This is a genomic window from Providencia sp. 2023EL-00965 (genome assembly GCF_033550225.1).
GTDB lineage: Bacteria > Pseudomonadota > Gammaproteobacteria > Enterobacterales > Enterobacteriaceae > Providencia > Providencia manganoxydans.
The window spans coordinates 329,250-344,925 of record NZ_JAWUEH010000003.1; the positions used below are offsets into that span (position 1 = coordinate 329,250).

General features: G+C 37.5%; 16 protein-coding genes and 1 rRNA gene. 10 read left to right on the top strand and 7 right to left on the bottom strand.

Features of this window, described 5'->3' with window-relative positions:
* The first annotated feature begins 14 nt into the window (after positions 1-14).
* On the top strand, positions 15-1,364 hold the full coding sequence (gene tilS, locus SC428_RS06635) for a tRNA lysidine(34) synthetase TilS (protein ID WP_070927369.1): 1,350 nt from the start codon (positions 15-17) through the stop codon (positions 1,362-1,364).
* 73 nt (positions 1,365-1,437) lie between these two features.
* Here the strand turns inward: tilS and rof are convergent, their stop codons facing one another.
* Entirely contained in the window at positions 1,438-1,701 is a 264-nt protein-coding gene (rof, locus tag SC428_RS06640; RefSeq protein ID WP_070927372.1) for a Rho-binding antiterminator, read from the bottom strand.
* A 388-nt stretch (positions 1,702-2,089) separates the two neighbouring features.
* Here rof and nlpE point away from each other — a divergent pair, with 388 nt between their 5' ends.
* The 7 genes from nlpE to chbG all read left to right on the top strand — a co-directional run bounded on the left by nlpE (position 2,090) and on the right by chbG (position 8,455).
* The gene (nlpE, locus tag SC428_RS06645; RefSeq protein WP_140180492.1) at positions 2,090-2,746 is read left to right on the top strand and encodes an envelope stress response activation lipoprotein NlpE; all 657 of its coding nucleotides are present in this window, start codon (positions 2,090-2,092) and stop codon (positions 2,744-2,746) included.
* A 368-nt stretch (positions 2,747-3,114) separates the two neighbouring features.
* Positions 3,115-3,435, top strand: coding sequence for a PTS sugar transporter subunit IIB (locus SC428_RS06650; RefSeq protein WP_070927402.1), 321 nt, complete (start codon positions 3,115-3,117; stop codon positions 3,433-3,435).
* A 97-nt stretch (positions 3,436-3,532) separates the two neighbouring features.
* The gene (gene chbC / locus SC428_RS06655; protein ID WP_070927376.1) at positions 3,533-4,891 is read left to right on the top strand and encodes a PTS N,N'-diacetylchitobiose transporter subunit IIC; all 1,359 of its coding nucleotides are present in this window, start codon (positions 3,533-3,535) and stop codon (positions 4,889-4,891) included.
* Between the two features lie 35 nt (positions 4,892-4,926).
* The gene (gene chbA, locus SC428_RS06660) at positions 4,927-5,271 is read left to right on the top strand and encodes a PTS N,N'-diacetylchitobiose transporter subunit IIA (protein WP_070927378.1); all 345 of its coding nucleotides are present in this window, start codon (positions 4,927-4,929) and stop codon (positions 5,269-5,271) included.
* A 14-nt stretch (positions 5,272-5,285) separates the two neighbouring features.
* Entirely contained in the window at positions 5,286-6,131 is an 846-nt protein-coding gene (gene chbR / locus SC428_RS06665; protein ID WP_412544577.1) for a transcriptional regulator ChbR, read from the top strand.
* Between the two features lie 182 nt (positions 6,132-6,313).
* Positions 6,314-7,681 carry a 6-phospho-beta-glucosidase gene (locus SC428_RS06670; protein ID WP_318706477.1) on the top strand — a complete coding sequence of 456 codons (1,368 nt, stop codon included), beginning with the start codon at positions 6,314-6,316 and terminating at the stop codon, positions 7,679-7,681.
* A gap of 12 nt (positions 7,682-7,693) precedes the next feature.
* Complete coding sequence (chbG, locus tag SC428_RS06675; RefSeq protein ID WP_318706479.1) at positions 7,694-8,455, top strand: chitin disaccharide deacetylase; 762 nt, start codon at positions 7,694-7,696, stop codon at positions 8,453-8,455.
* 64 nt (positions 8,456-8,519) lie between these two features.
* Here the strand turns inward: chbG and proS are convergent, their stop codons facing one another.
* From proS to metN, 6 genes are all read right to left on the bottom strand, one after another.
* Positions 8,520-10,238, bottom strand: a complete 1,719-nt coding sequence (gene proS / locus SC428_RS06680) for a proline--tRNA ligase (protein ID WP_070927387.1) — start codon at positions 10,236-10,238, stop codon at positions 8,520-8,522.
* Between the two features lie 122 nt (positions 10,239-10,360).
* On the bottom strand, positions 10,361-11,083 hold the full coding sequence (tsaA, locus tag SC428_RS06685) for a tRNA (N6-threonylcarbamoyladenosine(37)-N6)-methyltransferase TrmO (RefSeq protein WP_140185898.1): 723 nt from the start codon (positions 11,081-11,083) through the stop codon (positions 10,361-10,363).
* 7 nt (positions 11,084-11,090) lie between these two features.
* Positions 11,091-11,495, bottom strand: a complete 405-nt coding sequence (gene rcsF, locus SC428_RS06690) for an Rcs stress response system protein RcsF (RefSeq protein WP_070927390.1) — start codon at positions 11,493-11,495, stop codon at positions 11,091-11,093.
* 208 nt (positions 11,496-11,703) lie between these two features.
* Positions 11,704-12,525 (bottom strand): MetQ/NlpA family lipoprotein, encoded by an 822-nt coding sequence (locus SC428_RS06695; protein ID WP_070927392.1) that lies wholly within the window; start codon positions 12,523-12,525, stop codon positions 11,704-11,706.
* A gap of 59 nt (positions 12,526-12,584) precedes the next feature.
* The gene (gene metI, locus SC428_RS06700; protein WP_070927394.1) at positions 12,585-13,238 is read right to left on the bottom strand and encodes a methionine ABC transporter permease MetI; all 654 of its coding nucleotides are present in this window, start codon (positions 13,236-13,238) and stop codon (positions 12,585-12,587) included.
* Positions 13,231-14,262, bottom strand: coding sequence for a methionine ABC transporter ATP-binding protein MetN (gene metN / locus SC428_RS06705; RefSeq protein WP_070927395.1), 1,032 nt, complete (start codon positions 14,260-14,262; stop codon positions 13,231-13,233). Before metN ends, metI begins: the two co-directional genes overlap by 8 nt.
* Positions 14,263-14,432: 170 nt before the next feature.
* Between metN and gmhB the strand changes: the two genes are divergently transcribed.
* Both gmhB and SC428_RS06715 read left to right on the top strand, forming a co-directional pair.
* Entirely contained in the window at positions 14,433-14,999 is a 567-nt protein-coding gene (gene gmhB / locus SC428_RS06710) for a D-glycero-beta-D-manno-heptose 1,7-bisphosphate 7-phosphatase (RefSeq protein WP_318706483.1), read from the top strand.
* A 460-nt stretch (positions 15,000-15,459) separates the two neighbouring features.
* A 16S ribosomal RNA gene (locus SC428_RS06715) occupies positions 15,460-15,676 on the top strand; the annotation flags it as partial.

The following is a 15,676-nucleotide window of genomic DNA, read 5'->3' on the forward strand; positions in this document are numbered from 1 at the left end:
AGAAGGTCTGAATAATGATGAAATCATCGCAAACCATCGTTGAACATGTATTCAACAAAATTGGTCATTTTAGAAAAATACTTGTTGGACTTAGTGGTGGTGTTGATTCAACGGTTCTACTTCATACGTTATATCAATTGAAACAGCAGCAACTTCCTGAACTAGAAATTAGAGCGATCCATATCCATCATGGCTTAAATAATAAAGCCGATGAGTGGGAAACGCATTGTTTGGAGTTATGTCATCAATGGGGAATTCCTTTTGTTTGTTATCGTGTTACGGTTGATCCCACTAAAAATGGTATTGAAGCTGCTGCTCGGGAAGCGCGTTACCAAGCCTATCGTGATGAACTTGCTGAAAATGAAATTATAGTGACAGCTCAACATTTAGATGATCAAGCTGAAACTTTCATATTAGCTTTGAAACGGGGGAGTGGACCCGCAGGGCTTTCCTCAATGCCCGAATCTTTAAATTTTAATGCAACAATTGGTCAAACGTGGCTATTGAGGCCTTTACTGGAAGTATCTCGCAATGATTTAGAAATATACGCGGCTAAAGAAAAACTTATTTGGGTTGAAGATGACAGTAATCAAGATGATCGCTATGACCGTAACTTTTTAAGATTGCGTGTCATGCCGACATTAGCACAGCGTTGGCCATATTTTGCAAAAGCTGTTTCACGTAGTGCGTCGTTATGTGCTGAGCAAGAAGCGTTACTTGATGAGCTATTACAAGATTCACTTGATGAAATGATGGACTATCGAGGCGGTTTATTTATTGATGGTCTACATGATTGCACGCAAGCAAAACGTAATGCGTTATTACGTCGCTGGATGGCACTGCATCAATTATCGATGCCACCTTTCAATCAATTACAGCGTATTTGGCTGGAAGTCGCATTGGCAAGGCAAGATGCGGAACCTATTTGTCAGCTCGGCAATGTCGATATTCGGCGGTATCAAGGAGCGTTGTGGATTGTACGTCGTATTAACAGCTTACTCGGGCAACAATTTACATGGCATTACCCGCAACCATTTATGTTACCTGAAGCGCTAGGCACTTTGAATGTTATGGTTGATGAAGGGCAAATTCGTCCGCCCATGCCAACGGAAAAGGTGACTGTACGCTTTGGTTTGCAGGGTACTTATAAAATTGTCGGTAGAATGCATTCCAGAAGCAGTAAGAAGATCTGGCAAGAATTAGGTATCTCTCCTTGGATGCGTGAGCGAACACCACTGATTTATTACAATGAACAATTGATTACTGCTGTTGGATGCTTTATTACCCCCGAAGGGTTAGTGGACAATGAGCAAGTGGGCGTTGCATTTCATTGGGACAAATTCGATGAATATCAACTTAAGTAGTCAATAAAATAAGAAGCCCCTTACGACAGGGATGTTCATAAGGGGCGCTGAAGGACTCAATAGTGTATGAGCTTTAGTGAGAGCTATCGACAACAATTGTGCCGATCTCAGGATGACTGAAGGTGTTGATGTGATCCAATCGAAGCTCTTTTGTGCCTTCTTGAGTCTCTAAAATGAGATACTCAACTTTTTTACGCAAGAGCAAATCGCTGGCTTTACCCTCGATGATTTCGCCGCCATGAAGTTTAATCTCAAGTTTTAACTGGCGCTGACAAGCGATTTCAAGATATTCGTAATCATCACAATTGATAGGTTGATATTCAGTATCTGTAGACATATTCCCTCACCACTGTGTTAGTGGCGGTTATTGCCGCCTTCGTCATACTTCGAGTTGTAGCATTATTGCTGGCGTTCACTCGCACTAGTCACCTATTGGTGTAGGCTCCTAGTGATTTGCTTACTTGCAGCCTAGCTATACCTCGAATTATTTAGAGTATATTTTCACTAAGCATCACATGCTTAATAGGATAATAGCACAGTAATTTTAAGAACAATAATCAGTGATGACTTAAATAAATAAATTCTTGTTCGCGAGTGACTCTATTTTGTTCAAGATGTCAGGAAAATCCGAAATATAGTCATGATAATATTTTTATTGGCGTAAAATGTTATCATTAATGTATAGACTAAAATTATAATAATGGAATGGTTAGGAGATAAAGGTAATGAAAAAATCACTATTATTAGCATTAATGGCGGCAGGTGTAGTAACACTCGCGGGTTGCCAAACAATAGCAAAACAACCTAACGTGACTTATATCGATAGAGCTTATACAGGAACATTGCCTTGTGCAGACTGCTCTGGAATTGAGGCAACATTACTCGTTAATCAAGATGGCACTTATGTAGAGCAATTGGTTTATTTAGATACTCGTGATGGTAACCAAACTTTTTATGAAACTGGCTCATGGGCAAAAGATGGTGAAAAATTGCGTATGACCAATGCGAATGGTGAACGCAGTTACTTCTTACCATCCGCAGATGATAAATCAATGATCCTTCTTGACCAAGAAGGTAACAAAATTGAATCGCAATTAAACTATACGTTAAACCAAGTAACCTCAACTAAAAAAGTGGGTGAATATCGTTATCTCGCAGATGCTGCGACTTTCACTGAATGTAAAACAGGTCGTACTTATAGCGCATCAGGTTTAGAGCTTGAAAAAGGTTATAGTGCGACAGGCGTAACAGGTGGAACACCTGTTTATGCTGAAATAGAAGGTTATTATACTATTCGTCCTTCGATGGAGGATGGTCAATTTGACCCAGCATTAGTGCAAACGGGGCAAATAATGTTTGATAAGTCGAGTTCTTGTAAATAAATTAATATTTTCTATATATTCTTATTTTAAAGCCGATTTCATATGAAATTGGCTTTTTTTGTTAAAAAACTACCAATTAATCCTTAAATAGAATATAAAATCAAATAATAACCATTAATGATACTCTCTAGTTGTTATTAATTGCTTGCTTATATTAATAAGTTATTTATAAGAAATGTGAAGAAGGTCATAGCTGTTGGTCAATGAGAAACAATTATAGATAGTGGTGAAATATTCATATTAAGGGGGATTACGTATACTCGATTCAACTAAAAGCAATCAAGGTTAAATTATAGAATATAAAAATATAATGATATATATGGCAGTTAATCGGTATTTAAAGCAGACGGATGAACGAGGGGTTTATTGTGGAAAAAAAGCTTATTTATTTGTTTTGCTCAGCGGGAATGTCAACATCTCTTCTTGTATCAAAAATGAGACAACAAGCTGAAAAATATGATGTTCCAGTTATTATAGAGGCATTTTCTGAAACACTTGTGACAGAAAAGGGAATTGATGCAGACCTTGTTTTACTTGGTCCTCAAATAGCATGGAAATGTTCTGAAATCCAGAAGCTCCTACCCACTAAGCCTGTAGAGGTTATTGATTCTGTACTCTATGGCAAAGTCGATGGATTGGGAGTACTAAAGTCAGCAGTAGCAGCAATAAAAAATAAATCTAGTCAATAAATATTAATTTTAAATAAATTAAATTCGTTATCTATTTGTTATGGTTGTCTTATTTCATACAAACAAGATATGTGATTAAAGTATCTAAGGATATTCTATGAATCATATGCTCACGTCACTTGAAAAGGTATTACTTCCAGTTGCTATAAAACTAGGAAATCAACCACATATAAATGCAATAAAAAATGGTTTTATTAAATTAATGCCTTTGGTATTAATTGGGGCATTATTCGTTTTGATAAATAACGTTTTTCTTAGCTTTGGTGAAGGTTCTTTTTTTTATTCTCTTGGCATTCATATTTCACCTGAAGCAATAGAATCTTTAAATAAGTTTAAAGGGATTGGTGGTAATGTTTATAATGGTACATTAGGGATCATGTCTTTAATGACACCTTTCTTTATCAGTATGGCATTAGCAGAAGAACGCAAAGTTGATCCTATAGCCGCAGGGGTTATTGCTATTGCAGCATTTGTTACTGTTACTCCATTTGATGTGAATGGTAATTATGCAATAGGTGCAAATTGGTTAGGCGGTGCGAATATCATTTCGGGTATGATCATCGGCTTGGTTGTTGCTGAAGCATTTACGTTTATTGTTCGTCGTAACTGGGTTATTACATTACCTAGCACAGTACCTAGCGCAGTTAGTCGCTCATTCTCTGCATTAATTCCAGGTTTTATCATTTTATTGATTATGGGGGTTATTGCATGGAGCTTGGCAGGGAGCACAACTAATTTCCATCAATTAATTATGGATGGTATATCAAAACCATTAGCTTCTCTTGGCGGCATTGTTGGATGGGCTTATACTATTTTTTGTACACTACTATGGTTCTTTGGTATTCATGGTGCTTTGGCGTTAACAGCGCTAGATTCAGGGATAATGACACCATGGGCGATAGAAAACGTGGCGTTATATCATGAATATGGTTCTGTTGAAGCTGCACTTGCAGCAGGGAAAACATTCCACTTATGGGCCAAACCCTTATTTGATTCTTATGTATTTCTTGGAGGATCAGGGGCTACTCTTGGATTAATTATTGCTATCTTTATTGCTTCACGCCGTGCTGATTATCGACAAGTTGCAAAACTAGGATTACCTGCATCAATATTTCAAATTAACGAGCCTATGATATTTGGTATTCCTATCATAATGAATCCTATTATGTTTATCCCATTTGTTTTTGTTCAACCTATCTTATTGGCGATCACTGTAATTGCCTATTATATGGGAATTATTCCGCCTATCACGAATATCGGACCATGGACAATGCCAACTGGATTAGGAGCTTTCTTTAATACAAACGGCAGTTTTGCAGCTTTACTTTTAGCTTTATTTAACCTTGGTATTGCAACGTTAGTTTATTTACCGTTTGTAATAATTGCTAATAAAGCCCAAGTGACGACGAATAAAGAAGAAAGCGAAGAAGAAACTAAAAAAGCATTACAGTTTTAATTGGTCGGTAATGTTTAATAATAAATGAGGAAGCTATGATTGATTTAGATAATAATGGAAATTTATCTTTTGATGACCTTGAAGAAATTGTTATGGGTCTCATTATTAATTCAGGTAAGGCAAGAAGTTTTGCTTATAAAGCGTTAGAGCAAGCGAAAAAAGGTCAATATCTTGAAGCTGCTGAGTTAATGGAACAATCAAAATTAGCATTGAGTGACGCACATAAAGTTCAAACTAAAATGATTGAAACTGATATGGGTGAAGGGAAAATTAAAGTGAGTTTGATTTTAGCTCACGCTCAAGATCACTTAATGAACACGATGCTAGCCAAAGAATTGGTAACGGAGTTCATTGAGCTCTATAAAAAAATAAACTCTTGATTAGGGGGTGTATGATGCAGCCAATAATAAGCACAAACAATTCTAATATGGATGTTAAAACTGTCTATGAAAATGATATTTTTAATGATAAGGATTTTCATGTGGTTATTTATAATAAAACAGAAAGTGCTACAGGGCTGCATCAACATGATTATTACGAGTATACGATTGTTCTTACAGGGCGTTACTACCAAAATGTTAACGGCAGAAAAGTATTATTAGAAAGAGGGGAATTTGTTTTTTTACCTATTGGTTCAAATCACGAAAGTTTTTATGAGTTTGGCGCAACAAGAATTTTAAATGTTGGAATCAAAAAAACATTTTTTGAGGAGTATTTTTCACCGTTATTGCCTTCATTCTTTGTTGCTTCTCAATCTTATACTTTGAAAAATGAATTTATGGCTTATATCGAATCAGTAATAGCTTCATTAAACTTTAGAGAAAATGAATTTAATGAATTTATTGAGATTGTTACTTTCAATGTCGTTAATCGTTTACGTCATTATAGAGAGAAAAAAGTGCAAGATGACACACCTCAATGGTTAAAAAATACAATTGAAGAAATGCATGAAATAGCGATGTTCAATGAAAATGCATTAGAAAACATGATTGCAATAACAGGGAAGTCTCAAGAGTATTTAACACGAGCAACAAAGCGTTATTACGGTAAAACGCCAATGCAAATTATCAATAGTATTCGAATAAATTTTGCAAAAAAACAACTAGAGATAACTAATTACTCTATAACTGATATTGCTTTTGAATCAGGTTATAGCAGTCCGAGTTTATTTGTGAAAAAATTTAAGGAAGCAACAACATTAACTCCGAGTGAGTATAGAAAGAGTTTACAAAGTGGCTAATATACTCGTCATACTTCAAGGTGCAGGGTTGTTGACTACGCTCAGCTAGCCGAGTCACATAGAATTATTTAGAGTATATAGATTAAATAAAGAAATTACATTATTTATTGTATTCCCTGTTTATATTTCAACTTAATTATAACTTACTATATCTAAATTTCATTAGTGAGGTCTGAACACACATGAGCAAAAAATTAAAAGTGGTGACTATTGGTGGTGGTAGTAGTTATACACCTGAATTAATTGAAGGCTTTATTAAACGTTATCATGATTTACCTATTAGTGAATTATGGTTAGTTGATATTGAAGAAGGACAGGAAAAGCTAGATATTATTTATGAATTAAGTTTACGGATGATAAAGAATGCGAATATACCACTTAAATTGTATAAAACATTAGATCGTCAGCAAGCATTAAAAGATGCAGACTTTGTGACGACACAATTTCGGGTTGGATTATTAAAAGCACGCGAAAAAGATGAAGTGATCCCACTAAGTTATGGCTATTTAGGGCAAGAAACAAATGGCGCTGGTGGTTTATTTAAAGGATTACGCACAATCCCTGTCATTTTTGACATAATTAAGGATGTAGAAAAGCTATGTCCAGATGCGTGGATTATTAATTTTACCAATCCTGCTGGAATGTTGACAGAAGCGGTTTATCGGCACACTAATTTCAAACGTTTTATTGGTGTTTGTAATGTCCCGATTGGTATGAAAATGTTCATTACAGATGTATTAGGTTTAACAAAAGAAAACCAGCTATCGATAGATTTATTTGGTTTAAACCATATGGTATTCATTAAAAATATTACTGTTGATGGTGTTTCTCGATTTGATGAAGTATTGAATGGCATCATATCAAAGGCATATAGCACTAATTCAGTAAAAAATATTACAGGGTTACCTTTTGATAGTGGACTATTAAGTGCTTTGAAACTGATACCATGTTCATACTTACAGTATTATTTTAAACATAAAGAAATGTTAGTTATTGAAATGGCAGAGTTTTATAAAGAGGGCACACGAGCGCAAGTCGTACAAAAATTAGAAAAAGAACTTTTCGAGTTGTATAAAGATCCTGAATTAAAAGTAAAACCCAAGCAATTAGAGTCTCGTGGCGGTGCCTATTATTCAGATGCAGCCTGTGAAGTTATCAATGCTATTTATAATGATAAGCAAACGGAGCACTATGTTAATATTCCTCATTATGGCCATATAAATAATATTCCAGCCGATTGGGTGATTGAGGTAACCAGTAAATTAGGTCGTGATGGTGCAATACCGAGTGAAAGGATCACGTATTTTGACGAAAAAGTATTAGGATTGATTTATGCAATTAAAGAGTATGAAATAGCAACAACTCATGCAGCAATCAATGGGGATTTCAATGAAATTTTATTAGCCATGAATTTAAATCCTCTTATTAATTCCGATAATGATGCACGCCAGATGGCGAAAGATCTTCTCCTAGCGCATAAATATTATTTACCGAATTTTGCTAAAGCCATTAAATATATCGAACAGGAAAAAATTGTCTCTGGAGCTTAATAGGAATGGGATATGCCCTCTTTATTAATTATTAATGCTGATGATTTTGGATTATCTAAATCGGTCAATTATGGAATTGTTGATGCACACCGTTATGGTGTTGTGACATCAACGACAGCGATGATGAATATGCAAAATATTCAACACGCAGCGGAACTTGCCATCCAAGTACCCACCTTGGCGATAGGAATGCACTTTGTATTAACTACCGGTACGCCTCTTACTGTAATGCCTACCTTAACCCGTGAAGGTAAATTAGGTAAATGGCTGTGGGAATTGGAAGCAGAGGGGCAATTACCTTTAGATGAAATAATGGCAGAGTTGAATGCTCAATATCAACGGTTTAATGATGTTTTTGGTCGCCCACCAAGTCATATAGATAGCCATCACCATATACATATGATTGCACAGCTTTTTCCATTAATTGCTGAATTTGCCAATCAAAAGGGAATACCCTTGCGGGTTTACCACGAACATAACAGTACTGAAAATATATTGAATATTCCTCGTAGTACTGATTATTTTTCACCTGAGTTTTATGGTGAACCTAGTTCAGTTTCAGAGGCGCTGTTTTTGAGTATACTCGACAGATCAACAAAACAGGGATATCAATCTATAGAGATTATGTGCCATCCAGCATTTATTGATAACGATTTAATGATGAGTGGATATGCCTATCAGAGATTGACAGAGTTAGAGGTTTTAACTGGAAAAGGGCTTAAGCAAGCAATTAGGGATAGAGGGTATCAGTTAGCAACTTATTTGGACTTATAATAAATAGCCCAACCTATTTGTCTTTAATATAAATAGGTTGGGCAAGTAAAAATAGCAGATTAAATTATTTGCCCAGTTTCTCTTTTAAGAAGCTGATAACATTATCTAAGCCAACAAGTGATTTTTCGTCACTACGGCGAGCTTTGTATTCCACTTGGTTATTGTCTAAATTACGATCGCCAATAACGATGGTATATGGCACCCCGATCAATTCCATATCAGCAAACATAACGCCTGGGCGTTCTTTACGATCGTCAAAAATGACATCAATACCCTGTGCTTTTAAGTCAGCGTATAATTTCTCTGCCACTTCTTTGACACGGTATGATTTGTGCATATTCATCGGCAAAATCGCAACGTGGAATGGCGCTATCGCATCAGGCCAAATAATACCGCGTTCATCATGGCTTTGCTCAATAGCGGCGGCAACAATACGGGTTACACCAATACCATAGCAGCCCATAGTCACGATTTGGTTATGGCCTTCTTCATTCTGAACAGAGGCTTTCATCGCTTCCGAATATTTAGTCCCTAATTGGAATATATGGCCAACTTCGATCCCGCGTTTAATGAGTAACGTGCCTTTACCATCAGGGCTTGGATCGCCTTCGACTACATTACGTAAATCGAATGTTTCTGGCTGCGCAAGATCACGTTCCCAGTTAATGCCAAAGTAGTGTTTGCCATCGATGTTAGCGCCAGCACCGAAATCACTCATCACAGCAACACTACGGTCAATGACCATTGGCAATGGCATATTCACAGGACCAAGAGAGCCTGGAGCAGCTTTAATTGCTGCTTTGATTTCTTCCTCTGAGGCAAATTCTAATGGGCTAGAAATCAGTGGGTGTTTTTCTGCTTTGACTTCGTTTAGCTCGTGATCACCACGGATCAGTAGAGCAACGAGTGTATGACCTGAATCCTTCTTAGCACGAACAATCAGTGTTTTAACCGTTTTTTCAATTGGTAAGTTAAACTGTTCAACTAATTCAGCAATAGTTTTCGCGTTGGGTGTATCAACTAAACGCATTTCTTCAGTTGGAGCTGCTCGTGAAGTCAGTGGTGTAACGGCTTCTGCGAGTTCAATGTTGGCTGCAAAATCAGATTCAGTCGAGAAAACGATATCATCTTCACCACTTTGAGCTAACACTTGGAATTCATGGGAGGCACTACCGCCAATTGAACCTGTGTCAGCTTGAACAGGACGGAAATCAAAGCCAATACGGGTAAAGATTTTGCTATACGCTTCATACATTGCATCATACGTTTCTTGTAATGATTCTTGAGATGTATGGAAAGAGTAAGCGTCTTTCATGATAAATTCGCGTGAACGCATGATCCCAAAACGTGGGCGCACTTCGTCACGGAACTTAGTTTGAATTTGGAATAGATTTAATGGGAGTTGTTTGTATGAAGTGATTTCATTACGAATTAGATCAGTAATGACTTCTTCATGAGTTGGACCTAAAACAAATGGGCGCTCACCACGATCAGTAAAACGTAGTAATTCAGGGCCATATTGTTCCCAACGACCACTCTCTTGCCATAAATCTGCGGGTTGAACTACGGGCAAAGACACTTCAATTGAGCCCGCATTTTCCATTTCTTCACGGACGATATTCTCGACTTTACGTAGAACACGGACACCAGTCGGTAGCCAGTCATAAAGACCAGATGCAAGTTTACGGATCATTCCTGCACGAAGCATCAGCTGATGGCTGATAACTTCCGCATCAGCAGGAGTCTCTTTTAGTGTTGAGAGCAGATATTTGCTAGTACGCATTGTATAGGTTCCATTAGAACAACGGGTTATGGCGAATATATGTATTCGCCAAAATCAATCTAGGTTGCTAAGCAACATGATAAACGGTTAGTTTATCAGTGACCGAGCTTTGTCAAAAGGGGTTAAACGGTTTTTTCATAAGGTTCGATAGCGAATACTTCCGTCACACTATCAATAACTCGCCAACGAATATTAAAATCCAATAAGTGAACGGCGTAATCACGTTGTTCATTAGTACCATGCTTTTTATAGGCAGGTCGAGGATCTTGCATAAGAACTTGTTGAATAAATTGGCTAAGACCTGGATAGCTTTGCTGGTATTTGACTAAATCTTGCTGAACTTGAGGAAGAAAAATAACCTGCATATCATCTGATGGCGCATCTTGTGCAAAGCCGGCTTTTGCTGTTGCAATAGATTCAGCAAAAGGCAGATAAGGTTTGATATCAATAACAGGAGTACCATCTACCAAATCCAAGCTACCTAGCTCTAAGATAACTTGATTGTTTTTAACGATGACATCTTTTAATTCGATCAGCGACATACCAATAGGGTTAGGGCGAAAAGTAGAACGTGTCGCAAAAACCCCCATTTTTTCATTGCCACCAAGCCGAGGAGGGCGGACTAAAGGTTTCCAGCCTCCTTGCATTGTTTGATGAAAAATAAATAAAACCCAGATATGACTAAATTGAGTGAGTCCCCTCACTGAATTCGGATCATTATATGGTGAATGCAAATGTAGACGTCCCGAGCCACCTGGTACAAGCCCAGGTTGGCGTGGAATGGCAAACTTTTCTTTATAGGGTGATTCGATATGCCCTATAACATTACACTCGAATGATTGCATATAATTATTATTCAACAATTTGTATTGCGCTACCTTCACAAATTGTTGCTTGATAGCAACCGGGTGATGCTAAGGTCTGGCACTGATGTAGCAGTACAGCGTCAGCTGCAATATAAGCTGCTTGTGTTAACATGCTTTTTTTAGCCGTATTTAAGTTGGCGGGTGGGCTTTTGATACTTTCACGACACGATTCGCCAGAAACAACCCCTAAATCTTTAAATGGCATCCCTAATAACTCTTCAGGGCTATTCATTAATTTTACATTAGCGGTATTTGGTTCAGCGACTTTCTTTGGCACTGGTTTAGATAGCTTCATACTTGTGAAGCCTTTATTTTGGCCCTGATGAATGTATTGATTCATTCCACACCCAGCTAAAATAAAAGTAGCGAGGGTGAGCAATAACAATCTCATAAGTTTTTCCTTTCTTATAGTAGCTCTTGGGGAAATACAGTTGCTATGTGTTGTCTTTATACTGGTCGTATTTCAAGTCGTTGTCTGTGCTTAAAAACACGAATCGCCTAGACGCACCTTGAATTATTTATAGTATGTATAATGCAAAAAATACTAGGTGGCATTGCACCACCTAGTATATTAATCATTTTTTAACTAATAAAAAAGATTACCAACCTTTAACTGCACCACCATCAAAGACCTCATCAGCCTTCTTAGCTACTTCATCTGATTGATATGCTTGAACAAATTTCTTCACATTTTCATTATCTTTATTGTCATCACGAGCAACAATAATATTCACATATGGAGAATCTTTGTCTTCTACAAACAAACCATCTTTTGCAGGGGTTAATTTAGGCGTTGCACTACTTGCCCATGTCGTGTTGATGATAGCTAATGCAATTTTTTGATCATCAAGTGCACGTGGTAATTGAGGAGCTTCTAATTCAACAAATTTTAAGCCTTTTGGATTTTCAACAATATCCAAAATTGTTGGCATTAGGCCTGTACCATCTTTCAGTTTGATTAAGCCTTGTTTTTGTAACAGTAGCAGTGAACGGCCAAGGTTAGTTGGATCGTTAGGTAATGCCACTTGTGAGCCATCTGCCAGTTCATCGGCCGATTTAATTTGTTTAGAATAAGCTGCGATAGGGTAAATAAACGTATTACCTACAGGAGTCAGCTTATAGTTTCTGTCTTTAATTTGCTGATCAAGATAAGGCTTATGTTGGAATGCGTTTGCATCGATATCACCTTTACTTAATGCTTCATTTGGCAGTACAAAGTCATTGAAAGCAACTAATTCAACATTCAAGCCGTATTTTTCTTTTGCTACTTTCTGTGCAACTTCAGCAACTTCTAACTCTTTACCCATAATAACGCCAACTTTGATGCTATTTGGATCTTTTTCTTTTTGACCACAACCAGTAAGTGCTAATGTGCCTAATAGCGCGCCAACAACTGCGATAGATTTTAACTTAATAGACATAGATATACCCCTTAAACGCTTTCTTTATAGCACCTCAATGGCGCTGCTATTTTTACGGACTATTTATGTGACACTTTTTTCATTAAATATTCACCGGTAAATTGTATGATGAATACTAAGATAATTAACAACACAAGTACGGTATTCATGACTAATGGGTTATAGGTGTAATAACCATATTGCATTGCTATCTGACCTAAACCACCTGAACCGACAGCACCACCCATCGCAGAATAACCAACTAACATAATGAGTGTGATAGTTGCTGCATTGATGATCCCCGGTAATGATTCAGGTAACAGAATTTTGCGAATAATTTGCAGTGGTGTTGCTCCCATCGCTCTTGAAGCTTCAATTAAACCGCTTGGAACTTCTAATAAGGTATTTTCAACCATACGAGCGATAAATGGGATCGCACCGACAGTTAGTGGAACAATCGCTCCTTCAATACCAATTGCAGAGCCAACTAAGAATTTAGTAAATGGGCTGATCCAAACTAAAAGAATAATAAATGGAATCGAACGGAAAATATTCACTATCGCTGAAATGACAGCATATAGCGCCTTATTTTCCATGACTTGCCCTTTACGAGTCACATACAGTAGAACGCCAGTTGGTACGCCCATGATAAAACCGAGGATCGCCGAAACGAAAGTCATAATAATAGTATCAATCGTTCCCGATATAAGCAGTGAAATCATTCCCTCAGACATAACCTAAAACCTCTACTTTGACATGATGCTCTTTCAAAAATTCAATTGTTGCTTCAACTCCACCATTAACACCATGCAATTCAGCTAACATAACACCAAATTTCACGCCGCCTGCATAGTCAATTTGAGAGCTCAATATGTTGATATCAATGTCAAATTTACGAACCGCCATAGAAATTAACGGGGCATCAACAGATTGACCTGTAAATTCTAATTTTAATAATGGCGATAAATCTGCACCAGGTTCGCTTTTTAATTGCGCTTTATAGTCGTCAGGAATATCAATAACCAACGTAGATTTGATAAATTCTTGAGCAACTGGTGTTTTAGGGTGAGAGAATACTTCACTCACTTTATCTTGTTCTATTAATTGACCACCGCTAATCACAGCGACCTGATCACAAATACGTTTCACTACATCCATTTCATGGGTGATCAATAAGATTGTTAATCCTAAACGACGGTTAATATCTTTCAATAATTCAAGAATAGAACGTGTTGTTGCTGGATCAAGTGCACTAGTTGCTTCATCACACAATAAAACTTTTGGTGAGTTTGCTAAAGCGCGTGCAATGGCGACACGTTGTTTTTGGCCACCGGATAAATTAGCAGGATAAGCATCCTTTTTATCGGTTAAGCCAACAAGCTCAAGTAATTCATCGACGCGAGTTTTAATTTTTTCTTTAGGTGTATTATCTAATTCAAGCGGAAGAGCTACGTTGTCAAATACATTTCGTGATGATAATAAGTTAAAGTGCTGGAAAATCATGCCAATACCACGGCGAGCTTTCGTCAACGCTTTTTCAGGTAAGGCACTTAAGTCTTGCCCATCAACAATGACTTGGCCTGATGTCGGGCGCTCAAGCATGTTTACACAACGAATCAGTGTACTTTTGCCTGCACCTGATGCGCCAATCACGCCATAAATTTGCCCAGCAGGAACGTGCAGGCTAATATTAGTGAGCGCCTGAATGTTACGGCTTCCTTGTTGGAAAACTTTATTAATATTTGAGAGCTTTATCATTTATTTCTTCTAAATATATAGGAATCAATTTTTAGATATCTAAATCTAATATGCTTGGATGTTAAGGCGTCTAGACGTCTAAGTCAATAAAGTTTGATTTATTTATTCTATTCTCATTTATTTTCTTTTCATGAGATACTAAAAGTACATTTAGTTTGAGGAGTGAATCGGTGAGCAAAGGTATACCTGCGATCTTTTTAGATAGAGATGGCACAATCAATATTGACCATGGCTATGTACATAAAATAGATGACTTTCAATTTATTGATGGTGCAATTGAAGCGATGGCTGAATTAAAAAACATGGGTTATGCATTAGTTGTCGTCACTAACCAGTCAGGTATCGGTAGAGGCATTTATTCTGAAGATAACTTTATGCAGTTAACCGAGTGGATGGATTGGTCTTTGGCAGACCGTGGTGTTGATCTTGATGGTATCTATTTCTGCCCGCATCACCCAGATGCGAAAGAAGAGGAATATCGACAAGACTGTAATTGCCGTAAACCCAAACCAGGAATGTTATTAGACGCGCAAGCATTTCTGAATATTGATATGGCATCTTCTATTATGGTTGGCGATAAGCTCGCAGACATGCAAGCGGGTAAAGCGGCAAATGTTGGTACAACTATTCTCGTTAAAAGTGGTGAAACAGTCACTGATGAAGCTATCGCAGCTGCTGATTTAGTCATAGAAAGCATTGCAGAACTGCCTAAAGTGGTTAAAAATATCAAAAAATAGGCGTTTTGGGTGATATATCAGCAACTGAAAAATTTTTTTAAAAAAACACTTGCTAGAATTTTCTGACTCCCTATAATGCGCCTCCACTGACCGACGATGAGCCGACACGAAATGTGATGGCAATCCCAAAGGGGATAACCCAAAAGGCATCACGAAGGCAGCGAGAGATTCTGAAAAGAATAAGCAAAAAAAAGCTTGACTCTCGATGAGGAAAGCGTATTATACGCCACCTCGCGACAACAACCTAAACGGTTAATATCGAAAGATAAAGTCGCAACGCTCTTTAACAATTTATCAGACAATCTGTGTGGGCACTCACAAGACACTATCAAAAAATATTTGATTTTAAAGTCTTGAAGAGTGACTAACACGTTAATTCATATACATATGAACTAATAGGTAATCTGGTTTCTTCGGAAATCAGGCGACAGTAAAACATTCTTTGAGCATCAGACACTTTTAATTGAAGAGTTTGATCATGGCTCAGATTGAACGCTGGCGGCAGGCCTAACACATGCAAGTCGAGCGGTAACAGGAGAAGCTTGCTTCTCGCTGACGAGCGGCGGACGGGTGAGTAATGTATGGGGATCTGCCCGATAGAGGGGGATAACTACTGGAAACGGTGGCTAATACCGCATAATCTCTTAGGAGCAAAGCAGGGGAACTTCGGTCCTTGC